21 protein-coding genes and 1 riboswitch are annotated in these 22040 nt (G+C 74.1%); of the genes, 14 read left to right on the top strand and 7 right to left on the bottom strand.

All coding sequences use genetic code 11. From position 1 onward, the window contains the following. The first annotated feature begins 8 nt into the window (after nt 1-8). On the top strand, nt 9-665 hold the full coding sequence (locus OG448_RS21595) for a bifunctional 4-hydroxy-2-oxoglutarate aldolase/2-dehydro-3-deoxy-phosphogluconate aldolase (RefSeq protein ID WP_405556102.1): 657 nt from the start codon (nt 9-11) through the stop codon (nt 663-665). Here the strand turns inward: OG448_RS21595 and OG448_RS21590 are convergent. From OG448_RS21590 to OG448_RS21580, 3 genes are read right to left on the bottom strand one after another with little or no spacing between them, the layout of a single operon-like run. After that, a complete protein-coding gene (locus tag OG448_RS21590) occupies nt 637-1899 on the bottom strand; it encodes a bifunctional RNase H/acid phosphatase (RefSeq protein ID WP_405556100.1) in 1263 nt (420 codons plus the stop codon). The genes OG448_RS21595 and OG448_RS21590 overlap by 29 nt on opposite strands. Nucleotides 1900-1922: 23 nt before the next feature. Continuing rightward, nucleotides 1923-2666, bottom strand: a complete 744-nt coding sequence (locus OG448_RS21585; protein WP_405558885.1) for a zinc ribbon domain-containing protein — start codon at nt 2664-2666, stop codon at nt 1923-1925. Next, nucleotides 2663-3529: a Nif3-like dinuclear metal center hexameric protein gene (locus OG448_RS21580; protein WP_405556098.1), complete on the bottom strand. Its 867-nt coding sequence runs from the start codon at nt 3527-3529 to the stop codon at nt 2663-2665. The genes OG448_RS21585 and OG448_RS21580 overlap by 4 nt, the downstream gene beginning before the upstream one ends. A 185-nt stretch (nt 3530-3714) precedes the next feature. On the opposite strand from OG448_RS21580, the gene OG448_RS21575 reads away from it, so the two are divergent. From OG448_RS21575 to OG448_RS21545, 7 genes are all read left to right on the top strand, one after another. After that, entirely contained in the window at nt 3715-4842 is a 1128-nt protein-coding gene (locus OG448_RS21575) for a hypothetical protein (RefSeq protein WP_405556096.1), read from the top strand. Between the two features lie 582 nt (nt 4843-5424). Continuing rightward, on the top strand, nt 5425-6615 hold the full coding sequence (locus OG448_RS21570; protein ID WP_405558883.1) for a sensor histidine kinase: 1191 nt from the start codon (nt 5425-5427) through the stop codon (nt 6613-6615). Between the two features lie 70 nt (nt 6616-6685). Next, nucleotides 6686-7258: a response regulator gene (locus OG448_RS21565; protein ID WP_405558881.1), complete on the top strand. Its 573-nt coding sequence runs from the start codon at nt 6686-6688 to the stop codon at nt 7256-7258. A 132-nt stretch (nt 7259-7390) separates the two neighbouring features. Beyond that, nucleotides 7391-9139: an MFS transporter gene (locus OG448_RS21560; protein ID WP_405556095.1), complete on the top strand. Its 1749-nt coding sequence runs from the start codon at nt 7391-7393 to the stop codon at nt 9137-9139. Between the two features lie 98 nt (nt 9140-9237). After that, nucleotides 9238-9927, top strand: a complete 690-nt coding sequence (locus tag OG448_RS21555) for a class I SAM-dependent methyltransferase (protein ID WP_405556093.1) — start codon at nt 9238-9240, stop codon at nt 9925-9927. 52 nt (nt 9928-9979) lie between these two features. Beyond that, nucleotides 9980-10864, top strand: coding sequence for an N-acetylmuramoyl-L-alanine amidase (locus OG448_RS21550; protein WP_405556091.1), 885 nt, complete (start codon nt 9980-9982; stop codon nt 10862-10864). Nucleotides 10865-10949: 85 nt separating this feature from the next. After that, complete coding sequence (locus OG448_RS21545) at nt 10950-11774, top strand: DUF5336 domain-containing protein (protein ID WP_405556090.1); 825 nt, start codon at nt 10950-10952, stop codon at nt 11772-11774. 60 nt (nt 11775-11834) lie between these two features. On the opposite strand, the gene OG448_RS21540 is transcribed toward OG448_RS21545, so the two are convergent. Next, the gene (locus OG448_RS21540; RefSeq protein ID WP_405556089.1) at nt 11835-12383 is read right to left on the bottom strand and encodes a hypothetical protein; all 549 of its coding nucleotides are present in this window, start codon (nt 12381-12383) and stop codon (nt 11835-11837) included. 159 nt (nt 12384-12542) lie between these two features. On the opposite strand from OG448_RS21540, the gene OG448_RS21535 reads away from it, so the two are divergent. Next, the gene (locus OG448_RS21535) at nt 12543-12830 is read left to right on the top strand and encodes a hypothetical protein (RefSeq protein WP_399567499.1); all 288 of its coding nucleotides are present in this window, start codon (nt 12543-12545) and stop codon (nt 12828-12830) included. Nucleotides 12831-12864: 34 nt separating this feature from the next. Here OG448_RS21535 and OG448_RS21530 read toward each other — a convergent pair whose 3' ends face one another. The 3 genes from OG448_RS21530 to OG448_RS21520 are packed head-to-tail and all read right to left on the bottom strand — an operon-like array spanning nt 12865 to nt 16111. Further along, nucleotides 12865-13935, bottom strand: coding sequence for a prenyltransferase (locus OG448_RS21530; protein ID WP_405556087.1), 1071 nt, complete (start codon nt 13933-13935; stop codon nt 12865-12867). Beyond that, complete coding sequence (locus tag OG448_RS21525; protein ID WP_366571113.1) at nt 13932-14681, bottom strand: class I SAM-dependent methyltransferase; 750 nt, start codon at nt 14679-14681, stop codon at nt 13932-13934. Before OG448_RS21525 ends, OG448_RS21530 begins: the two co-directional genes overlap by 4 nt. Further along, nucleotides 14675-16111, bottom strand: coding sequence for a glycosyltransferase family 4 protein (locus OG448_RS21520; RefSeq protein WP_405556085.1), 1437 nt, complete (start codon nt 16109-16111; stop codon nt 14675-14677). The genes OG448_RS21525 and OG448_RS21520 overlap by 7 nt, the downstream gene beginning before the upstream one ends. A 203-nt stretch (nt 16112-16314) precedes the next feature. Beyond that, nucleotides 16315-16389, top strand: a riboswitch (cobalamin riboswitch). A gap of 130 nt (nt 16390-16519) precedes the next feature. Between OG448_RS21520 and OG448_RS21515 the strand changes: the two genes are divergently transcribed. Genes OG448_RS21515 through OG448_RS21495 form a run of 5 tightly spaced genes read left to right on the top strand, consistent with a single transcriptional unit; the run spans nt 16520 to nt 21956 of the window. Continuing rightward, complete coding sequence (locus OG448_RS21515) at nt 16520-17731, top strand: prenyltransferase/squalene oxidase repeat-containing protein (protein WP_405556083.1); 1212 nt, start codon at nt 16520-16522, stop codon at nt 17729-17731. Then, nucleotides 17728-18375, top strand: a complete 648-nt coding sequence (locus OG448_RS21510) for an SCO2322 family protein (RefSeq protein WP_405556081.1) — start codon at nt 17728-17730, stop codon at nt 18373-18375. Before OG448_RS21515 ends, OG448_RS21510 begins: the two co-directional genes overlap by 4 nt. Beyond that, a complete protein-coding gene (locus OG448_RS21505) occupies nt 18368-19492 on the top strand; it encodes an energy-coupling factor transporter transmembrane component T (protein ID WP_405556080.1) in 1125 nt (374 codons plus the stop codon). Before OG448_RS21510 ends, OG448_RS21505 begins: the two co-directional genes overlap by 8 nt. Next, complete coding sequence (locus tag OG448_RS21500; protein WP_405556078.1) at nt 19489-21138, top strand: ABC transporter ATP-binding protein; 1650 nt, start codon at nt 19489-19491, stop codon at nt 21136-21138. Before OG448_RS21505 ends, OG448_RS21500 begins: the two co-directional genes overlap by 4 nt. After that, on the top strand, nt 21135-21956 hold the full coding sequence (locus OG448_RS21495) for an ECF transporter S component (RefSeq protein WP_405556076.1): 822 nt from the start codon (nt 21135-21137) through the stop codon (nt 21954-21956). The genes OG448_RS21500 and OG448_RS21495 overlap by 4 nt, the downstream gene beginning before the upstream one ends. Nucleotides 21957-22040 lie beyond the last annotated feature (84 nt).

Raw genomic sequence — 22040 nt, 5'->3', positions numbered from 1 at the left:
TGGCGTCCATGACCTCACCGGCGCCCTCCCCCGCCTCCGTACTGGATCTCGCCCCCGTCCTCCCCGTCGTCGTGCTCTCCGACGCCGCCGACGCCGTGCCGCTGGCGCGGGCGCTGGTCGCCGGGGGGCTGCCCGCGATCGAGGTCACGCTGCGCACCCCGGCCGCGCTGGACGGCATCCGTGCCATCGCCGCGGAGGTGCCCGAGGCGGTGGTGGGCGCCGGGACGGTGATCACGCCGGACCAGGTGAGCCGTTGCGTGGCGGCGGGGGCGCGGTTCCTGGTCTCCCCCGGCTGGACCGAGTCGCTGCTCGCGGCCATGCGGGGGTCCGGGGTGCCGTTCCTGCCGGGGGTGTCGACCACCTCGGAGGTGGTGGCGCTGCTGGAGCGCGGGGTGCGGGAGATGAAGTTCTTCCCGGCCCAGGCCGCGGGCGGTACGGCTTATCTCAGGTCCCTCGCCGGGCCGTTGCCCGACGCCCGCTTCTGCCCCACGGGCGGGATCGCGGAGGCAAGTGCGCCGGAGTACCTCGCACTGCCCAACGTGGGCTGCGTGGGCGGCAGTTGGATGGTCCCGGCGGACGCCGTGGCCGCCGGGGACTGGGCCCGGATCGAGGAGCTGGCGCGCGGTGCGGCCGGGCTCAGGGACGCAGGTGGGACGTGTCGTTGAACAGCCGTACGCTCGCGTTCCCGTCGGCGTAGTACGCCACCGCGGACAGCGAGGCGGCCGACAGCTCCATCCGGAAGAGGGACTCGGGCGGGGCGCCCAGGGCGAGCCGCAGCAGGGTCTTGATCGGCGTGACGTGGGTGACCAGCAGCACCGTACGGCCCGCGTACTCGGCGACCAGCCGGGCTCGGGCCTCCTCGATCCGCTCGGCGGTCTCCGCGAAGCTCTCGCCGCCGCCGGTGGGACGCGCCTCCGGGTCGCCGAGCCAGGCGTTCAGGTCGTCGGGGTAGCGCTCGCGGGCCTCCCCGAAGGTCAGCCCCTCCCACGCGCCGAAGTCCGTCTCGCGCAGCCCGTCCTCCACGCTCACGTCCAGCCCGAGCCGGGCGGCGACGATCCCGGCGGTCTCCCGCGTACGGGCCAGCGGCGAGGCGACGACCGCCTGCACGGTCCCCCGCCGCGCCAGCGCCCCGGCCACCAGCCGGGCCTGCTCCCGCCCCACCTCCGACAGCGCGGGATCACTCCCCCCGCTCCCGGAGAACCGCTTCTGCGGAGTCAACGGCGTCTCCCCGTGCCGCAACAGCACGAAGGTGGCGGGCGCCCCGAGATCGGGGGCCGCGCTCCAGCCGGGCGAGGAGGTGGTGGCGGAGGCGACGGTACGGGCGGCGCGGGCGTCGCCCTGAGCGGCATGGGTCGACTCCACCGACTCGGAAGCGGGTACAGCCCGCCCCTGAGCCAGAGCCGCCCTCGCGGCCGCCGCCCCGGCACGGGCGTCGCCGGGCGGGCCGTCGGGCTCGACAACCGCCGGAGGCCGAGGCGTCCACGCCTCGCCCTTCGCCCCCGCGTCCATCGCCTCGTTGGCCAGCCGGTCGGCGTGTTTGTTGCGCTCGCGCGGTATCCACTCGTAGGTGACCCGGCCGGGCGGGAAGATGCCGCGGGCCTCGGTGGCCAGGGGCTTCATGTCGGGGTGCTTGATCTTCCAGCGGCCCGACATCTGCTCGACGACCAGCTTGGAGTCCATGCGGACGGCGACCCGCGCCTCGGGGTCGAGGGCGTGGGCGGCGCGCAGGCCGGCGAGGAGCCCCCGGTACTCGGCGACGTTGTTGGTGGCGACGCCGATGAACTCGGCGGCCTCGGCCAGGGTCTCCCCCGTGGCCGCGTCACTCACGGCGGCCCCGTACCCGGCCGGGCCGGGGTTGCCCCGCGACCCGCCGTCGGCCTCGACGACGAACTCCCGCACGTCCAGCGCTCCCTGCCGTCCGACTACAGACCCGACTCCGACGTGCGCACCAGGATGCGGTGGCAGTTCTCGCAGCGGACCACGGCGTCGCGCGCGGCCGCGCGGATCTCGCTCAGCTCGGTGATCGCCAGCTCCTGACGGCAGCCCTGGCAGGTACGGGCGTACAGCTTGGCCGCACCGACACCGCCACCCTGGGCGCGCAGCCGGTCGTACAGCTTGAGCAGGTCGGCCGGGACGGAGGCGGAGACAACCTCGCGCTCCTTGGTCACCGCGGCGGTCTCGTCGTCCAGCTCGCGGAACGCGGCGTCGCGGCGGGCGGTGGCGTCGTCGGCCTTGGCCTGCACGGAGGCGACCCGCTCGGTCAGCTCGGCGACCCGCGCCTGGGCGGCCTCGCGGCGCTCCATGACCTCGAGGACGACGTCCTCCAGGTCGCCCTGGCGCTTGGCGAGGGAGGCGATCTCGTGCTGGAGGCCGGTGAGGTCCTTGGGCGAGGTGACCGCGCCGGAGTCCAGGCGCTGCTGGTCACGGGTGGCGCGGCGGCGCACCTGGTCCACGTCCTGCTCGGCCTTGGTCTGCTCGCGGGCGCAGTCGCTCTCCTCCGTCTGCGCGGCCACCAGCAGGTCGCGGAGCTGGACGAGGTCCTTGCCCAGCGTCTCGATCTCGGCGTGCTCGGGGAGCGCGTCCCGCTTGTACGCGAGCTGCTGGAGGCGGACGTCGAGGGCCTGGACGTCGAGGAGTCGGATCTGGTCGGCGGGCTCGGCGTTCAGTTGGGGGCTCCCATGGGGCTAGTGGTGACGGGGGACGCCGCGTGGGCGGTCCAGGGGTCGGTGACCGTCTTGGACACGTGGACGCGGAGGCCCCAGCCGTGACGGTCGGAGATCTGGTCGAGTTCGGCCGCGGCCAGCTCGCACCAGGGCCACTCGGTGGCCCAGTGGGCCGCGTCGAGGAGGGCGAGCGGGTGCTCGTCGAGGGACGCGGCGAACTCCGATGCCGGGTGGTGGCGCAGGTCGGCGGTGAGGAAGGCGTCCACACCGGCCGCGCGGACCCGGTCGAAGAGGCTGTCGCCGGAGCCGCCGCTGACGGCGACCGTGCGGACGACGGCGTCGGGGTCGCCGGCCACCCGGATGCCCTGCGCGGTGGCGGGCAGCCGTTCGGCGGCGCGCTCGGCCAGTTCACGCACGGTCAGCGGGTGGTCCAGCTCGCAGACCCGGCCCAGGCCCCGGCGTCCGGCCGGGTCGTCGGGGTCGGGTACGAGGGGGCCGGTGACCCTGAGGTCCAGGGCGCCCGCGAGGGCGTCGGAGACTCCGGGGTCGGCCTTGTCGGCGTTGGTGTGCGCGACGTGCAGGGCGACGTCGTTCTTGATCAGCGTGTGCACGACCCGGCCCTTGGGGGTGCCGGCGGCCACCGTGGTCGTTCCCCGCAGGTAGAGCGGGTGGTGGGTGACGAGCAGGTCCGCGCCGAGCCGTACGGCCTCGTCGACGACCTCCTGCACCGGGTCCACGGCGAACAGGACGCGACCGACCTCCTGGCCGGGGTCGCCCGTGACCGTGCCGACCGCGTCCCAGGACTCGGCCCGCTCGGCGGGCCACAGGGTCTCCAGCGCGGCGATGACTTCAGACAGACGGGGCACGAGGAAAGGCTACCTGTCCGTCCAGGGGGGCCGTACCGCGTACGGCGGCCCCGGCCCGGTACGCCCACCCCCGCCTTTTCCTCAGAGGAATCGCTTCTGCGCCACCCGTATGTGTGAAGCGCCCCGAACCCGGCCCCCCGGCCGTGCGTACGAAAACTAGCTTCGTCGCCGGAGGTGACCGAACCATGACGGCCTGTGCGATCGAATCCCCGTCTGCCGGCGCGGAACACGAGGCGCCCACGACGCGGTACGCCATCACGGCGGACGGCGCGTACGCCGCCCGGCTCGCGCTGGACGGGGAGAGCTGGTTCCCGGAGCGCTGGACGCTGGACGGCCCGGAGCCGTACGCGGTGCCGCTGCCCGGCGGGCAGCCGGAGGAGCCGGGCACCGAGGTGCATCCGATGGGGGACGGGCGGGTGCTGATCCACCGCCTGGTGGAGCGGCGGCACGCCTTCTCGCTGCTGTACCCGACCGGGCCCGGCACCGGTGAGCTGGCGGTCGGCGCGGTGGAGTGCGAGCCCGGCACCCACGTCGCGCTGCTGCCGCCCGCGCCGGGGGGCGAGCGGGCGTACGCGCTGGCGGTGGGCGAGACGTCCACGGCGGTATGGCTGGTGGCGGGGGGCACCGCCGGGCCGGAGCGGGTGGCCGAGGTGCCGGGGCGGTGCTCGGGCGGGGTCTGGCTGGAGCCGGCGGGGCGGATGCTGGCCGTGGACCGCGAGCTGGACGGCCGGACCAAGACGGTCGTGGTGGACCTGGGCCGGGACGGCCAGGTGTCGCCGCTCCTCGAGATCGCGCCCGGCAGCGACGACCGGCTGCTGCTGGCCGACCCGGACAGCGGGCTGCTGGTGATCTCCTCGGACGCGGCCTCGCCGGGGCGGGAACGATGGGGCTGGGGCGTGATGGGCAGCACCCTGCCGGTCCGCTTCCCCGGCGCGCTCCGGCTGCCGGACTGCACGGTGACCCCGTTCGCCATCCAGCCGGGCCAGGTGCTGACCCCGGAGAACTGCGCGGTGGCCTTCCGCGTGGACGGCCCCCTCGGCACCTGGGTCGCCACCTGGCGCCCGACCGACCGCCGGGTACGCCACCTTCCCGCCCCCGAGGGCTGGCTGGCAGGCTCCGGCCTGTGGACGGCGGAGGGCGTGCTGCGACTGCCGTACACCACGGCGCAGACCCCGTGCGGCGTGGCAGAACTGACCCCTCCGGCGGCGGACCCGGCCCCCGACGCGCCCGCGGAGCAGCAGGAACCCCAGCCTCAGGCCCCGCGCCCGGTCCCCCTGCGGGAGGCCCCCCTCGACAAGGCGGCCGCCGGATAGCGGTGCCATGGCCGCCGTTCACCCCCCGCCCGGCGACGCCGCCGGTGTCGGTGCTGCCGCCTGGACCCGGCCCCACGGGGGTTGGTTAGACTCTCCCGGCTGCAAGACGATCATGTTGACGGGGTGAATGCTTCCGATGACCGAGACCAGCACGACGCAGCCGCTGTCCGCTCCCGCGGATTCCGGGGTCTACCAGCCGGGATCCGTCTCCGCCGAGGCGGATGGGCACGGTCGGCACCGGGGACCGGTCGCGGACCGGGACGGGGAGAGCGCCCCCAGCGGGCGCCATCGCCGCCCGGGCGGCGGGACCGCCGGGACGGCTGCCTGATCGATACGGCGAGGGGCGGGGTACGGGCCACACGGCTCGTACCCCGCCCCTTCGTCTTGGGCCGACCGTGACATTTGTACTGCCGGAGTCCGTACGTACGCCTCTGCCCGCGGCGGCGCCCCGCTCCTACCGTCGTAGGCATGACACAGACGCGATCCGCCCGGTGCGGGCAACGGCTCTCCTTCCCTACCCTGGAACGTCGTCCCGCCGACCGGCCGGACGCGGTGAAGCGGGAGAGGCCGGGGGACACGGACATGACGTGGTGGGCGCGGGTGCTGCGGCGGCGCTCGGGAAGGTGTGCGCGGGGCGCCGACCACGCGGGGCCCCCGCCGACCGGCTTCGCGCTGCTTCCCTGGCTCCTGATGGGCCTGGGCTCCTTCTCCAATCTGCTCCAGGGCAAGGCCGAGAACCCGTGGATCGGCGGCCTGGGCCTGTTCACCTTCAACTCCCTCTACGTCTATGTCACGTTCCGCGCGTTCGACCGCGAGAAGCGCCAGTCCCTCTCCACCCGGCTGGCACTGCTGACGATGGGCCTGGTGACCACGGGCCTGGCGGTCGGCTACGGCGGCAACTGGCTGCTGTTCTTCCCGCTGCTCGGCCTCGCCACCGGCGCCACCCTGCGCGGCCGGCACCTCGGCAGGATCGGCCTGCTGCTCGCGGCGTACGGCGCGGTCCTCGCGGGCCTGCGCGAGGGCTGGCGGGAGGCGCCGAACATCGGGTACGCGACCTTCCTGTCCTGCATGGTCACGGCGGCGATCCTCAGCCTGTCGGAGGCGGTGCGGGAACTGCGGGCCGCGCGGGAGGAGCTGGCACGGCGGGCGGTGGAGAAGGAGCGGCTGCGCTTCTCCCGCGATCTGCACGACCTGCTGGGTCACACCCTGTCGGTGATCGTGGTGAAGTCGGAGGCCGCGCGGCGGCTGGCCGGGCGGGACCTGGACGCGGCGCTGGCCCAGATCGGGGACATCGAGTCGGTGGGGCGGCAGGCGCTGACCGAGATCCGGGAGGCGGTGACCGGCTACCGCGAGGGCAGCCTGTCCACCGAGCTGACCCGGGCCCGCTCGGCACTGGCTGCGGCGAGCGTGGAGCCGGTGGTCCGGCAGTCGGGGGCGCCGCTGGCCCCGCAGACCGAGGCGCTGCTCGGCTGGGTGGTGCGCGAGGCGGTGACCAACGTGGTCCGGCACAGCCGCGCCACCCGCTGCGAGATCACCGTGGAGAGCGCCGGGGAACGGGTCCGGCTCACCGTCACCGACAACGGCACCCCGACGGCGGCCACGGGCACCGACGGCACCGGCCTCACGGGCCTGACCGAGCGACTGGCCGCGGCAGGTGGCTCCCTGACGGCGGGTCCAGCCCCCGCGGGCGGCTTCACGGTGACGGCGAAGCTGCCGGTGGCCCCGGCGGACCCGAGCGCCGAGGACCCGGTGCCGGTCGCGCTGGAGTCCTGACGGCCGGGCGGCCCCTCGCTACCCTGGCGCGGTGAACGAGATCCGACTCCTGCTGGCCGAGGACCAGGGCATGATGCGCGGCGCCCTGGCCCTCCTGCTGGGCATGGAGGACGACATCGAGGTGGTCGCGCAGGTGTCGGCGGGGGACGCGATCGTGCCGGCCGCCGTGGCGCACCGGCCGGACGTGGCGCTGCTGGACATCGAGCTGCCGGGCCTGAGCGGTCTGGACGCCGCCGCGCTGCTGCGGGAGCGGGTGCCCGGGTGCCGGGTGCTGATCCTGACCACCTTCGGACGGCCCGGCTATCTGCGCCGGGCGATGGAGGCGGGGGCGGCCGGGTTCCTGGTCAAGGACGGCCCGGTGGAGGAACTGGCCCAGGCGGTGCGCCGGGTGCTGGCCGGGGAGACGGTGGTCGACCCCGTACTGGCGGCGGCCGCGCTGAGCGCCGGGCCGAACCCGCTGACGGGCCGGGAGTGCGAGGTGCTGACCGCCTCCGTGGACGGCGCGACGGTCGCCGACATCGCCGCCCGGCTCCACCTCTCGGAGTCCACCGTCCGCAACTACCTCTCCTCGGCGATCGGCAAGACCGGCACCCGCAACCGCGCGGAGGCCGTACGGGAGGCCCGGCAGCGCGGCTGGCTGTGAGAAGCAAGCACTGACACCGGGTCAGAAACCCATGTCTCGGTCAAGGATTCATTAGCGTCCCGAAGCAACGGAATAGTTTCCTGTGCATACGAGGTTCACCCGGCACGTATTCACGCGGGAGGACCCATTTCCATGACCCACACCACGCCCGACCATGCCACCCGGAGAGCGGGTGGGGCCGTCGTCCCGGTGCTCGCCTTCGCGGGCATCGTGGTCGCGGTGATGCAGACCCTGCTCGTGCCGGTCATCAAGGACCTGCCGCAACTGCTCGGCACCGCGCCGAGCAACGCGACCTGGGTCCTCACCTCCACCCTGCTCTCCGGTGCCGTCGCCACCCCGATCATGGGCCGCCTCGGCGACCTGTACGGCAAGCGCCGGATGCTGATCCTCAGCCTGTCCGTGATGGTGCTCGGCGCGCTGGTCAGCGCGGTCACCAGCCAGTTGCTCCTGATGATCGTTGGCCGCGCCCTCCAGGGCTTCGCCATGGGCGCGATCCCGCTGGGCATCGGCCTGATGCGCGACATGCTCCCGCGTGAGCGGCTCGCCTCCGCGATGGCGCTGATGAGCTCCTCGATCGGCGTCGGCGGCGGTCTCGCGCTGCCCGCCGCGGCCCTGGTCGCCCAGCACACCGACTGGCACGCCCTGTTCTACGGCGCCGCCGGTCTGGGCGTGCTCGCCATCGGCCTGACCCTGCTGGTCGTCCCCGAGTCCCCGGCCCGCGCGAAGGGCTCCTTCGACTACCCGGGCGCCGTCGGCCTCTCCGCCGGTCTGGTGCTGCTCCTGCTGCCCATCACCAAGGGCAGCGACTGGGGCTGGTCCTCCGGCACCACGCTCGGCCTCTTCGGCGGCGCGCTCGCCGTACTGCTGCTGTGGGGCGTGTACGAGCTGCGCGTACCGGCCCCGCTGGTCGACCTGCGCACCACCGCCCGCCGCGAGGTGCTGCTCACCAACCTCGCCTCGATCATGGTCGGCGTCAGCTTCTACGTCGTCTCGCTGGTCCTCCCCCAGTTGCTCCAGCTCCCCACCGCCACCGGCTACGGCCTGGGCCAGTCGATGGTGGTCGCCGGTCTGTGCGTGGCCCCGCTGGGCCTGACCATGATGTTCACCGCCCCGGTCTACGCCCGTCTCTCGGCCCGCTACGGCCCCCGCACGACCCTGATCATCGGCCTGATGGTCATCGCGGTCGGCTACGCGGGCGGGCTCGGCCTGATGCACGCCGCCTGGCAGACGATCATCACCTCGATGGTCCTCGGCGCCGGTATCGGCCTGGCGTACTCCTCGTTGCCCGCGCTGATCGTGGGCGCGGTCCCGGCGTCCGAGACGGGTGCCGCCAACGGTCTGAACACCCTGATGCGCTCTATCGGCACCTCGGTCTCCAGCGCCGTCATCGGCATGGTGCTGGCCAACACCGCGCACGACCTGGGCGGCGGGGTCGCGGTGCCGACGATGCACGGCTTCCGGGTGTCGTTCCTGATCGCCACGGCCGCCGTGCTCGTGGGTCTGGCGCTCGCGGTGTTCCTGCCGCGCACCCCGCGCCCGGCCGCCCAGCACACCCAGTTGCGGGCCAGCAGCGAGGAGGACGCGGTGCTGGAGCGTGCCGAGGAGGTGCTGCGTGGTTTCCGGGGCCGGGTGCTGGACGCGTCCGGCGCCCCGGTGGCCCGCGCCAAGGTCACGCTGATCGACCGCCGGGGGCGCCAGGCCGGCTCCACGCTCTCCGACCTCGACGGCGGCTACGCCCTCCCGGTGCCGTCCGAGGGCCCGTACGTCCTGGCCGCCCGGGCCGCCGGACACGGCCCGCTGGCCTCGGCGGCGACGCACGCCGGGGACGAGCGCCCGGTCGAGCTGGACCTGCCGCTGCCGGGCGAGACCGTCTCGGCGTAACCCGCGCAGGTCCCCGCCACCGCACCCCCCACCCGGCCCCGGGCGGGGGGTGCGGCAGCATGGGCGCCGAGAGAGACGTACGACCGAGAGGAACCCCCATGGCCGCGGCCCCCTCCCCCAGGCTCTCGACTCCGGTCGAGCAGGGGGGACCCCCATCGGAGATCCTGGCCGCGTTCGAGGCCGCGAAGGGGTTCATGCCCGTGGACGAGGGGCTGGCGCTGTACGCGGCGGCGGTGGAGGCCGGGCGGCTCGGGCTGCCGCTGCTGGAGGTCGGCACCTACTGCGGGCGCTCCACCGTGCTGCTCGCGGACGCGGCCCTCAGGGCCGGGGTCACCGCGCTCACCGTCGACCACCACCGGGGCAGCGAGGAGCAGCAGCCGGGCTGGGACTACCACGACCCGGAGACCGTCGACCCCGAGCTCGGCCTGATGGACACGCTCCCCACCTTCCGCCGCACCCTGTACCGGGCCGGTCTGGAGGACCACGTGATCGCGCTGGTCGGCCGCTCCCCGCAGGTCGCCGCCGTGTGGAACTCCCCCGTGGCGCTGGTGTTCGTCGACGGCGGCCACACCGACGAGCACGCCAACGCCGACTACGAGGGCTGGGCCCCGCACGTCGCGCCCGGCGGTCTGCTGGTCATCCACGACGTGTTCCCGGAGCCGGAGGACGAGTTCACCGGCCAGGCGCCGTACCGGGTGTACCTGCGGGCGCTGGCCTCGGGCGCCTTCACCGAGGTGTCCGCGACGGGCTCGCTGCGGGTGCTGAAGCGCACGGGGGACGGTATCTGACCTGTCGTCAGGGATGCGGGGGCCGGGCGGGGGGTGCCGTTAGGGTGGCTGCGTGTCGTACGAAGGCCCGGAAAACGAAGCTCCCCGGCCGCGCTCCCGGCGCGCGCTGACCATCACGTTCGCCGCGCTGGTGCCGGTCGCCCTGCTGGGCTGGCTGGCCTACTCGGCGCTCGGCGACGAGCCGGACCGCCCGGCGGCTGCCGCGAGCCCGTCGGCGTCGGCGGCGCCGGGCGGCACGAGCAGCCCCTCGCCGAGTGCGGGCTCGCTCGCCGGGAAGGTCGTCGTCATCGACCCCGGCCACAACACGGGCAACTTCCGGCACACGGCCGAGATCAACCGGCAGGTCGACATCGGCACCGGCAAGAAGGAGTGCGACACCACCGGCACCGCCACCGACGCCGGTTACCCGGAGGCCAAGTTCACCCTCGACCTCGCCCACCGGCTGCGGGCGCTGCTGGAGAAGCAGGGCGCCACCGTGAAGCTGACCCACGACGGCGACCGCGAGTGGGGGCCGTGCGTGGACGAGCGGGCCCGGATCGGCAACACCGCCCACGCGGACGCGGCGATCTCGCTGCACGCGGACGGCTCGGCCGAGGGCAACCGGGGCTTCCACGTCATCATGCCGGGCGCGGTGCATGCGGGCGCCGCGGACACCCGGCCCATCGTCGCCCCCTCCAAGAAGTTGGGCGCCCGGGTCGCGGGCGGCTACCGCCGCGCCACCGGGGAGCCCTTCTCCAACTACCTGGGCGACGGCACCGGGATGGTCACGCGCACGGACCTCGGCGGTCTCAATCTGTCAACGGTTCCGAAGGTGTTCATCGAGTGCGGGAACATGCGCGACAAGTCCGATGTGGCCCTGCTGACCAGCGGTCCCTGGCGGCAGAAGGCCGCGCAGGGGATCTCTGAGGGAATCGTGAGTTTCCTGCGCGAGTCGTGACCGCCGGGCGAAACCGTCCGCACAGCGGATCACGCGGACGGTACTGTCTACCGACGACGAGACGACCTACGAAGGACCTGATGAAGTGAATATCCGATCCCTCACCAGAGGCGACGGCGTGGTGATCGGAGCGGCGCTGTTGCTGCTCATCGCGTCGTTCTTCGACAACTTTTCGTACGACGACCTTCCCGGCGACGTCGACATGCCGAACCTCTGGGAGAGCGGCCCGGTCCTGCTCAGCGTCGTCCTGGCGGGTCTGATCGCCGCCGGGCTCGTCGTCGCCGCCCGCGCGCTGCCGCAGCCCCGCAAGGTCGCCGGTCTCGAACTCGGCGTCCTCGGCGCGGCGTTCGCGGTGTTCGCCGCGTGGAGCGCGCTGGGCAATGTGATCGACCCGGTCGGCGGCCTGGACAACATCACCGCCGGCTCCAAGTCGCCGAGCGCGGGCACCGGTCTGATCCTCGCGCTGGTCGCCACGCTGATCCTGGCGGGCGCCGCCGTCGCCACCCCGCTCGTCCCGGCGCTCCAGGCCCCGCTGCTCCCGGCGCCCAAGCCGGCCGCCCCGCAGCCCTACGGCGCCCAGCCGCCCCAGGGTTACGGCTACCCCGGCGCCCCTGCCGCCTCCTTCGGCGGCGGCCAGCCGCAGCAGGCCCAGGCGTTCGGGCACAGCGCCCCGCAGGGTGCTCCGGCGCCGCAGCAGCAGGCTCCGGCCGCCGACTTCTCGCCGTTCTGGTTCGCCGTGCCGGTGGCCCGTCCGCTGTTCGCGGAGGACGGCTCGCCCAACCCGGTCGCCGAACTGGCCCCCGGCACCTGGTACCTGGCGGTCGAGCAGCGCGGTGCCGCGCTGCTCGCGCAGACCCAGGACGGGCGTCGCGGCGTCCTCCAGGACACCTCGGGCATCCAGCGCGGCTGAGCCCCCCGGAACCGTCGTGTGCGGCCCCTCGCCCCTTCCGGGCGGGGGGCCGCAGCCGTGTCAGCCCTTGGAGAGGTCCGAGGAGGAGGGCACCTGGTCCTTGACCGGTGCGCCCGCGCTCGCACCCGCGCTCTTCACCTTGTCGATGGTGTCCTCGAACGAACTCATCGCGCCCGTGTCGCCGTTGCGCAGCTTGGACGGCAGGTTCTTCAGGCTCTCGATGCCCGCGGTGAGCGGGGCGAGCGCCTTGGTCAGGGTGGGGTCGTCCTGGGCGTTCTTCTGGGCGGCCTTGAGCCGGTTGTAGGCGAAGGCACCGGCGAGGCCGGCCTTGACGAGGGCCACCTTGCGGCCGTCGGCGCCCTTCGTGAAGGTGCCGGCCCGCCAGGGCTTCACGATCCACTGGTACGTCGCCCCGGCCGCGAGGCCCGCGTTGGCGACGAACCGGGTCTTGGCGAACTTCTGGCGTTCGGCGGAGGTGCTGGGGCCCGGGGAGGCCGCGGCGGCAGTCTTGGTGCTGGTCTTGTCGTCACTGCCGCAGGCGGCAGTACCGGCCAGCAGGGCGCAGCACAAGATGAGCGCCACCCAGGTGCGGCGCAACGGAACGGGCACGCGGTCCTCCGGACGTGATTCCCCGAGCGGGTGTCTCTGGTCCGAAGCCTTGCCCGGCCTCCCGGCCGCCGCCAGCCGGGAGGCCCGTACGGGTCGTCGGGCCCGGTATTACGGGCCTGTGGCCGGTTTCAGCGGGCGTCCGGCGGCAATTCGAACACCATGTCTCGACACCACTCAGGCACCAACCAGGCCGGCCGTGTCATCGCCGTCGTAGCGGACGTGATGGCCCTCATCCTCGGTCTGTGGATCTTGATGTACCTGTTGGACGCGAACCGGGGCAACACCCTGGTCGAGTTCGTCCATGACACGGCCTCCTGGCTGGCCGGCTGGTCCCACGACCTGTTCACCTTCGACGAGGCGTGGGCCCGGGTCGTCGCCGGCTACGGACTGGCCGCCGTGGTCTACCTGTTCATCGGTCACGCCATCGCCGGCCGCATGCACCGCTGATCCGGGGCACCGGGCGCGGGGACCCCGCCTGCCGCTAGTCGCAGCAGTCGGGGTCCAGGCCGCGCGGCAGGAGGTCACCGGCGAAGACGGCGCCGGTCGCGTCGTGGCCGCCGAGGGCGGCCACCGCGAGCAGCAGGGACCCGGCGGTCCAAGTGGTGAGTTCCCGCGGCCAGACGGCGTCGTCGTCGAAGACGTAGCCGGTCCAGTACAGGCCGGACTCCGGGTCGCGCAGGTGCTGGATGGACTGGAGTATCTCCAGCGCGCGGTCGGACTCGCCCATCACCCAGAGGGCCAGGGCGAGTTCACAGGACTCGCCGCCGGTCACCCAGGGGTTGGGCACGACGCAGCGCACGCCCAGGCCGGGCACGACGAAGCGGTCCCACCCGTCCTCGACGCGCTCCTTGGCCTCGGCGCCGGTGACGGCACCGCCGAGAACCGGGTAGTACCAGTCCATCGAGTACTGGTTCTTGTCGAGGAACCGCTCGGGGTGCCTGCGGATGGCGTGCCGCAGCGCGCCCACCGCCAACTCCCAGTCGGGCTGCGGCTCTTCACGCTGCTCGGCGATGGCGAGCGCACAGCGCAGGGCGTGATGGATCGAGGAGCTGCCGGTGAGCAGGGCGTCGGTGGTGGGGGTGCCGTCCTCGGCGCGCCGCCAGCCGATCTGGCCGCCGGGCTGCTGGAGCCGGAGCACCCATTCGACGGCCGCGTACACGGTGGGCCACATCCGGTCCAGGAAGGTGTCGTCCCCGGTGGACAGGTAGTGGTGCCAGACGCCGACGGCTATGTAGGCGACGAAGTTGGACTCGCGGGCGCGGTCGGTGACCTCGTCGTGGGCGCCGTCGGCGTAGGCGGCGTACCAGGAGCCGTCCTCGTTCTGGTGGTCGGCGAGCCAGCGGTAGGCGCGCTCGGCGGCCGCGTGCTCCCCGGCCGCGTCGAGGGCCATGGCGGCCTCGGTGTGGTCCCAGGGGTCGAGGTGGTGGCCACGGAACCAGGGGATGGCGCCGTCGGCGCGCTGCACCGCGAGGATCCCCCGGACGGTGTCGGCGGCCTGCTCGGCGGTGAGAACGCCGGTCAGCACGAGGTGGTCGGCCCGGGGCGTGGTCACGGGGCGTCCGTCCCGGCCTCGTCGAGGCGGGGCAGGTGCGGCTTGGTCGCGTAGGCGACGAAGCTCTTGCCGATCAGCGGGTTGAGCGCCTGCTCGGCCACGCGCGTGGCCAGCGGCTTCTTCATGATGTCCCAGACCAGCAGCTTGTGGTACGCCCGCACCGGCAGCGCCTTGTCGTTGTCGACGCCGAAGGCGCACTTGAGCCACCAGTACGGCGAGTGCAGGGCGTGCGCGTGGTGGGTGCCGTACGGCTTGAGGCCGGCGCCGCGCATCTTGGCGAGGAGTTCCTCGGCGCGGTAGATGCGGATGTGGCCGCCCTCGACCTCGTGGTAGGCGTCGGAGAGCGCCCAGCAGACCTTCTCGGGACCGTACCGGGGCACGGTGACGGCTATCCGGCCGCCGGGCTTGAGGACGCGGACCATCTCGGCGAGCACGCCCTTGTCGTCGGGGATGTGCTCCATCACCTCGGAGATGATGACGACGTCGAAGGACTCGTCGGGGAAGGGCAGCGCGAGCGCGTCGCCCTCCATGGCGGTGGCGGTGGCGCCCTCGGGGGCCTCACCCGCCTCCTTCATCGCCGCGAACCACTTGGCGACCTCGCGGATTTCCTCCGCGTTCTGGTCGAGGGCCACCACCTGGGCGCCGCGCCGGTAGCACTCGAAGGCGTGCCGGCCGGCCCCGCAGCCGAGGTCCAGGACACGGTCGCCGGGGGCGAGCGGGAACCGGGAGAAGTCGACGGTCAGCACGTGGCCCTGCTTTCGGAGGAACTTTCGGAGAGTGGCGCGGGTGCCGCGGAGACCCCCGCGACGGGGCGGCCGGGGACGGCTGCGGGAAGGGGTCTGTCCGCGCGGGGGCCCGTACGGGCCCGGTCGATCTCCTCGCGGTAGCGGGCCACGGTGCCCTCGGCCGCACGCGTCCAGGTGAAGCGGGCGAGCACCCGCTCGCGGCCGGCCGCGCCGAGCCGGGCGCGCAGGTCGCGGTCGCCGAGCAGCCGGGTGAGGGCGGCGGCGAGCGCCCCGGCGTCGCCGGGGGGTACGGCCAGGCACGTCTCGCCGTCGGTCCCGGCGACCTCGGGGATCGCGCCGCCGGTGGTGGCGACCAGCGGGGTGGCGGTGGCCATGGCCTCGGCGGCGGGCAGCGAGAACCCCTCGTACAGCGAGGGCACGCAGGCGACTTCGGCGGAGCGGATCAGGTCGACCAGTTCGGCGTCGGAGATGCCCTTGACGAACTCGACGGCGTCCTCCAGGCCGTACCGCTCGATCGCCTGGGCGACCGGGCCCTCCTCGGGGCGCTTGCCGACGACGACGAGGTGGGCGTGCGGCTGTTCGGCGCGCACCTTGGCGAGGGCCTCCACCAGGAAGACCAGGCCCTTGAGGGGCACGTCGGCGCTGGAGGTGGTGACGATCCGGCCCGGCACCTCGGGCACGGCCGGATTCGGCGCGAACAGGGTGGTGTCGGCGCCGATGTGGACGACATGCACGCGGTCCTGGCGTACGCCGAGGTGGTCCACGATCTCCTGGCGGGAGCTGCCGGAGACGGTGAGCACGGAGGGCAGGCGGCGGGCGACGCGCTTCTGCATGCGGGTGAAGGCGTACCAGCGGCGCACGGAGAGGCGGCGCTTGAGGTCTTCGGCGGCGTCGAGTTCGAGTTGCCGGTCGACGGTTATGGGGTGGTGGATGGTGGTGACCAGGGGGGCGCCCAGGTCGCCGAGCAGGCCGTAGCCGAGCGTCTGGTTGTCGTGGACCACGTCGAACTCGCCCCTGCGGGCGCGCAGTTGACGCCCGGCACGCAGGGAGAAGGTGAGCGGCTCGGGGAAGCCGCCGGTCCACATGGTGGCGACCTCGAGCGCGTCGACCCAGTCCCGGTATTCACCCCTCCTCGGGGTGCGGAAGGGGTCGGGCTGGCGGTAGAGGTCGAGGCTGGGCAGCTCGGTGAGGCTCAACCGGCCCGCGTAGGCGCCGTGTTCATCGTGCTCGTCGAGCACGGGATAGGGCTGGGAGCCGATGACCTCCACCCGGTGGCCCAGACGGGCGAGTTCACGGGAGAGGTGGCGGACGTAGACGCCCTGGCCGCCGCAGAACGGATTGCCCTTGTAGGTGAGGAGCGCGATACGGAGCGGTCGCTCGCCGTCGGCGGCGGTGCCCGGGGGAGCCGCCTGACTGGCCTCAGCGGTCACTCTGGGCCCCCTTCTGCCTGCACGGTCCCGCGAGACTACGACGGGACGACAATCCGGAACAAGTTTCAGACTTGATCATCCAAGAGGCTCTGAATCTACCGGCAGGTAGGGGCGCTGTGAGCAGTGGATCAGGTGATTCACGCCACGACCGGCGGCTTTGCGGCCCCCGGTAAAGTGGCCGGGTCGTCATACACCCGTACGGGGGGAAGCCGGTGTGATTCCGGCGCTGACCCGCAACCGTCATCCGGCGCCCTGGAGGCCCGGTGAGCCGGAACGCCTCGGCGGGACGTTGACCGGCTCACGTGCGTGGCGCTGTGCCGCGCACGGCACCGTCGAGGCATACGGGGCCGGGCCGCCGGGGTGGTTCCCGCGCGCGTCGGCCCCTCGCAGGAGAGGCAGTCGCCGACCATGAACGTCCGCCGCAGTGCCGCGGCTCTCGCCGCCATAGGCGTGCTGGCCGCAGCCGCGCCCGCCACGGCCGCCGAGGCCGCCCCGTCCCCGAAGGCGACGGTCCCGGCCGGGCTGTTCGGCAAGGGCGACCCCACCTACGACGGCGTCTGGCGCCAGTCCCTCGCCCTGCTCGCGCAGGCCACCGCCGGTGAGAAGCCCGCGGACGAGGCCGTGAAGTGGCTGACCGGCCAGCAGTGCGCCGACGGCGGCTTCGCCTCCTTCCGCGCCGACACCGGCAAGGCGTGCGGCGGCAAGGGCGCGCAGGCGGACACCAACAGCACGGCCGCCGCCGTCCAGGCGCTCGCCGCGCTCGGCGGCCACGACGACGTGACCGGCAAGGCCGTGAAGTGGCTGAAGGCCCAGCAGAACAAGGACGGCGGCTGGGGCTACTCCCCCGGCGGCCCGAGCGACACCAACTCCACCTCCGTCGTGGTCGGCGCGCTGGCCGCCGCCGGCGAGAAGCCGGCCGAGCTGCGCGGCAAGGGGAAGACCCCGGCCGAGGCGCTGGCCTCGCTGGCCGTGCCCTGCGCCCAGAAGGGCGGCGGCGCGCTCGCCTTCCAGCCGGACAAGAAGGGCAAGCTGGAGGCCAACGCGGACGCCACGGCCGCCGGTGTGCTCGGCGCGCTCGGCAAGGGCTTCGTCGTGGAGCCCGGCAAGGCCCGCGACAAGGCCCCCGCCTGCGCCTCCTCCGGCAAGGCGACCCCGGCCCGCCTGGCCGACAACGCCTCCGCCTACCTCATCGGCGCCGTCGGCAAGTCCGGCCACCTGATGTCCGCGATGCCCGGCGCCGAGAACCAGCCCGACTTCGGCAACACCGCCGACACCGTGGTGGCGCTGGCCGCCGACGGCTGGACGGAGCAGGCGAAGGCCCCGTACGCCTGGCTGGAGAAGAACGCCGCGAAGTGGGCGCAGCAGAGCGGCCCCGCCGCCTACGCCCAGCTCGTCCTCAGCGCCCACGCGGTCGGCGCCGACCCGCACGACTTCGGCGGGACCGACCTGGTCCGCGCCCTGGACAAGCTGGGCCCGGCCCCGGTGAAGCAGGCCGCCGCCCCGGAGAAGAAGGCCACCGAGAAGTCCGGCAACAGCGTGTGGTGGATCATCGGCGTGGGCCTGGTCGCCGGTATCGGCGTCGGCTTCCTGTTCAGCGGCCGGAAGAAGAACCGCCCGTGACCTCGGTCCGCCGTGCCGCGGCCCTGCTGGTCGCGTCCCTCCTCGTCCTGGCCGCCGCCGCCGAGGCGCAGGCCGCCGGATACCGGTACTGGTCCTTCTGGGACCGCTCCGGCGACCGGTGGACGTACGCCACCCAGGGCCCGGCCTCCGAGCGTCCCGACGACGGCTCGGTGCAGGGCTTCCGGTTCGCGGTCAGCGCGGACTCCTCGGACGCCGACCGGCCGCGCGGCACGGCGGACTTCGGCTCGATCTGCGCCAAGACGCCCGCGAAGGCGGGCACCAAGCGGGTCGCGCTCGTCCTCGACTTCGGCACCCGGGCCGACGCCCCCTCCGGGGAGATCCCGCCCGCCGCGCGCGAGGTCTGCGCCCGCGTCTCCCCGGACGCGAGCACCGCCGACGCCCTGGCCGAGGCGGCCAAGCCCCTGCGCTACGACACCAACGCCCTGCTGTGCGCCATCGCCGGTTACCCGGCGCGGGGCTGCGGGGAGCAGGTGGCGGCCGATGACAAGGCTGAGAAGCCGTCGGGGAAGCAGGCCGCTCCCAAGGACGACGGCCCCTCCCTCGGGCTCCCCCTCGGCATCGGTGTGGTCGCCGTGCTCGGCGGGGCGGCGTTCTGGCAGGCGCGGCGGCGCCGGAATGCCTGACACCGGCGTCCGCGCCGCCCGCACCACCGTGCCCGTCCGCCGACGGACACGCCTCGAACTGCACCCCGGTGCCTGGTGGTTGTGGTCGCTCGGGCTCGGCACCGCGGCCACCCGCACCACCAACCCGCTGCTGCTCGCCCTGCTGATGACGGTGGCGGGCTATGTGGTGGCGGTCCACCGCTCCAGCGCGCCGTGGGCCCGCTCGTACACGGCGTTCGCCAAGCTGGCCGTCGCCGTGCTGCTGATCCGGCTCGTGTTCACGGCCGTGCTCGGCTCGCCGGTGCCGGGTACGCACGTGCTGTTCACGCTGCCCGAGATCCCGCTGCCCGACTGGGCGCAGGGCATCCGGCTGGGCGGGCCGGTGTCGGCGGAGGCGCTGCTGTTCTCCGGCTACAACGGCCTGAAACTGGCGGCCCTCCTGGTCTGTGTCGGCGCCGCGAACGCCCTGGCGAGTCCGGCCAAGCTGCTCAAGTCGCTGCCGGGCGCGCTGTACGAGGCGGGGGTCGCGGTGGTGGTCGCGCTGACCTTCGCCCCGCATCTCATCGCCGACGTCCAGCGGCTGCGCGCCGCCCGCCGCCTGAGGGGGCGCCCGGACCGGGGGGTGCGGGGGCTGTTCCAGGTCGGACTGCCCGTGCTGGAGGGCGCGTTGGAGCGCTCGGTCGCGCTGGCCGCCGCGATGGACGCCCGCGGCTACGGCCGTACCGCCGAGGTGCCCGCGCCGGTGCGCCGTACGACGACCGCGCTCACCCTGGGCGGTCTGCTCGGGGTGTGCGCGGGCACGTACGGGCTGCTCACCGCCGAGGGCGGGGTGTACGGGATGCCGGTGCTGCTCGCCGGGGCGCTGGCCGCGCTCGCCGGGCTGCGCCTGGGCGGCCGCCGCTCGCCGCGCACCCGGTACCGGCCGGCGCCGTGGGGGGTGCGGGCGTGGCTGGTGGCGGGGTCGGGCGCGGCCGTCGCCGCGCTGCTCGCGCTGGCCTCCGTACGCGATCCCGGCGCGCTGTACCCCGGTGTCGTCCCGCTGGCCGCCCCCGCGCTGCCACTATGGCCGGCCGCCGCCATCCTGCTGGGCCTGCTGCCCGTGCTCGTCGTACCCCAGGACCGCAAGGAGCCGTCGTGATCCGCTTCGAGGACGTCGCCGTCACGTACGACGGGGCGGCCGAACCGACCGTCCGGGGCGTGGACTTCGAGGTGCCCGAGGGTGAACTCGTGCTGCTCGTCGGGCCGTCCGGGGTGGGCAAGTCGACGATCCTGAACGCGGTCAGCGGACTGGTCCCGCACTTCACCGGGGGCACCCTGCGCGGCCGGGTCACGGTGGCGGGCCGGGACACCCGCACCCACAAGCCGCGCGAACTGGCCGACGTGGTGGGCACGGTGGGCCAGGACCCGCTCGCGCACTTCGTGACGGACACCGTGGAGGACGAACTCGCCTACGGCATGGAGTCGTTGGGCCTGGCTCCGGAGGTGATGCGGCGCCGGGTGGAGGAGACGCTCGACCTGCTGGGCCTCGCCGATCTGCGGGAGCGTTCCATCGCCACCCTGTCCGGCGGGCAGCGCCAGCGGGTCGCCATCGGCTCGGTGCTCACCCCGCACCCCCGCGTGCTGGTCCTGGACGAGCCGACCTCGGCACTGGACCCGGCGGCGGCGGAGGAGGTCCTCGCGGTCCTCCAGCGCCTGGTGCACGACCTGGGCACCACGGTCCTCATGGCGGAACACCGGCTGGAGCGGGTCGTCCAGTACGCCGACCAGGTCGTGCTGCTGCCCGCCCCCGGTGCTCCCCCGGTCCTCGGCGCCCCGGCCGACATGATGGCCGTCTCCCCGGTGATCCCGCCGGTGGTCGAGCTCGGCCGGCTGGCCGGCTGGAGCCCGCTCCCGCTGACCATCCGGGACGCCCGGCGCCGGGCGGGGCCGCTGCGGGAGAGCCTCGCCGGTTCCGATAGGGAGGAGCGGAGTCTCCCCCGGGTCACCGCCACCCCGGCCCGCCGCCGTTTCCGGCGGGCCGCGCCCGCCGAGCCGCAGGTCGCCGAGATCCGGGACCTGGCCGTGCGGCGAGGCCGGGTCGAGGCGCTGCGGGGCGTCGACCTGATGGTGGGCCCCGGCGAGACCGTCGCCCTCATGGGCCGCAACGGCGCCGGGAAGTCCACGCTGCTCGGCTCCCTGGTCGGCCTGGTGGCCCCGACCGGCGGCTCCGTCCAGGTCGGCGGGGCCGCCCCGCACCGGCTGAAGCCCGCCGAACTGGTGCGCCGGGTCGGCCTGGTGCCGCAGGAGCCGCGCGATCTGCTGTACGCCGACACGGTGGGCGCCGAGTGCGTCGCCGCCGACAAGGACGCGGACGCCTCCCCCGGCACCTGCCGGACCCTGGTGTCGGAGCTGCTGCCGGGCATCACCGACGACACCCACCCCCGCGACCTGTCCGAGGGCCAGCGTCTCGCCCTCGCGCTCGCCGTCGTCCTGACGGCGCGTCCCCCGCTGCTCCTGCTGGACGAGCCGACGCGCGGACTGGACTACGCGGCCAAGGCCCGCCTGGTCGCCGTGCTGCGCGGGCTGGCGGCCGAGGGGCACGCCCTGGTGCTGGCCACGCACGACGTGGAGCTGGCCGCCGAGATCGCGCACCGGGTGGTGCTGCTGGCGGACGGCGAGGTGATAGCCGACGGCGCCACGGCCGACATCGTGGTGTCCTCGCCGTCCTTCGCGCCCCAGGTCACGAAGATCCTGGCCCCGCAGCCCTGGCTCACGGTGTCCGAAGTACGGAAGGCCCTGGCATGACGCCCCCCGCCGTACGGGCCGTCCGGCTCGGCCCCCGTTCCGTCGCCGCGCTCGTGCTGGTCGGCGCGGTCGGGGTGGCCGCGTTCGGGTGGCCGTTCCTCGCACCGCCGGACTCGCAGGTCAGCGCCCATGCCGAGGATGCGCCCTGGCTGTTCGCGGGGCTGCTGGTGCTGCTGGTCGCCGTGGTGGCGGCGACCATCTCGGAGTCGGGGCTCGGACCGAAGGCCGTCGCCATGCTGGGGGTGCTCGCGGCCACCGGGGCGGCCCTGCGACCGATCGGCGCGGGTACGGCGGGCATCGAGCCGATGTTCTTCCTGCTGGTGCTCAGCGGGCGGGTGCTCGGCCCCGGCTTCGGCTTCGTGCTGGGCTCGGTGACCATGTTCGCGTCCGCGCTGCTGACCGGCGGGGTCGGGCCGTGGATGCCGTTCCAGATGCTGGCGATGGGCTGGTTCACCATGGGCGCGGGCCTGCTGCCGGGCGCCGCCCGCCTGCGCGGCCGTGCCGAACTGGCGATGCTCGCCTGCTACGGCTTCCTCGCGGCCTTCGCCTACGGCACGATCATGAACCTGGCCGGCTGGCCGTTCATGGGCACCATGGCGTCGAACATCTCCTTCGACCCGCACGCCGCGGTCCCCGCCAACCTGGCCCGCTTCCTCGCCTACTGCCTGGCCACCTCCATGGGCTGGGACCTGGGCCGGGCCGTCTGCACGGTCGTCCTCACCCTGACCCTCGGCCCGGCCGTGCTGCGCGCCCTGCGCCGGGCCACCCGCCGGGCCGCCTTCGAGACGCCGGTCACCTTCGACGCGCCCGGTACGTGAGCCACCCCATATGACCGAGGTCACCTACGACCTCGGATCGTAGACCTTTAAGTCCGTTATGCACCTTCTTGCAGCGCCTCTGAC

The organism is Streptomyces sp. NBC_01171, assembly GCF_045039805.1.
GTDB lineage: Bacteria > Actinomycetota > Actinomycetes > Streptomycetales > Streptomycetaceae > Streptomyces.
This window is presented reverse-complemented; position numbering and strand designations above follow the sequence as displayed.

Coding starts and splice junctions, on each gene's coding strand:
- OG448_RS21555 (WP_405556093.1), top strand. CDS start 9,238: ATGGCCGCGGCCCCCTCCCCCAGGCTCTCGACTCCGGTCGAGCAGGGG.
- OG448_RS21575 (WP_405556096.1), top strand. CDS start 3,715: ATGACGGCCTGTGCGATCGAATCCCCGTCTGCCGGCGCGGAACACGAG.
- OG448_RS21595 (WP_405556102.1), top strand. CDS start 9: ATGACCTCACCGGCGCCCTCCCCCGCCTCCGTACTGGATCTCGCCCCC.
- OG448_RS21560 (WP_405556095.1), top strand. CDS start 7,391: ATGACCCACACCACGCCCGACCATGCCACCCGGAGAGCGGGTGGGGCC.
- OG448_RS21515 (WP_405556083.1), top strand. CDS start 16,520: ATGAACGTCCGCCGCAGTGCCGCGGCTCTCGCCGCCATAGGCGTGCTG.
- OG448_RS21570 (WP_405558883.1), top strand. CDS start 5,425: ATGACGTGGTGGGCGCGGGTGCTGCGGCGGCGCTCGGGAAGGTGTGCG.
- OG448_RS21495 (WP_405556076.1), top strand. CDS start 21,135: ATGACGCCCCCCGCCGTACGGGCCGTCCGGCTCGGCCCCCGTTCCGTC.
- OG448_RS21565 (WP_405558881.1), top strand. CDS start 6,686: ATGATGCGCGGCGCCCTGGCCCTCCTGCTGGGCATGGAGGACGACATC.
- OG448_RS21505 (WP_405556080.1), top strand. CDS start 18,368: ATGCCTGACACCGGCGTCCGCGCCGCCCGCACCACCGTGCCCGTCCGC.
- OG448_RS21535 (WP_399567499.1), top strand. CDS start 12,543: ATGTCTCGACACCACTCAGGCACCAACCAGGCCGGCCGTGTCATCGCC.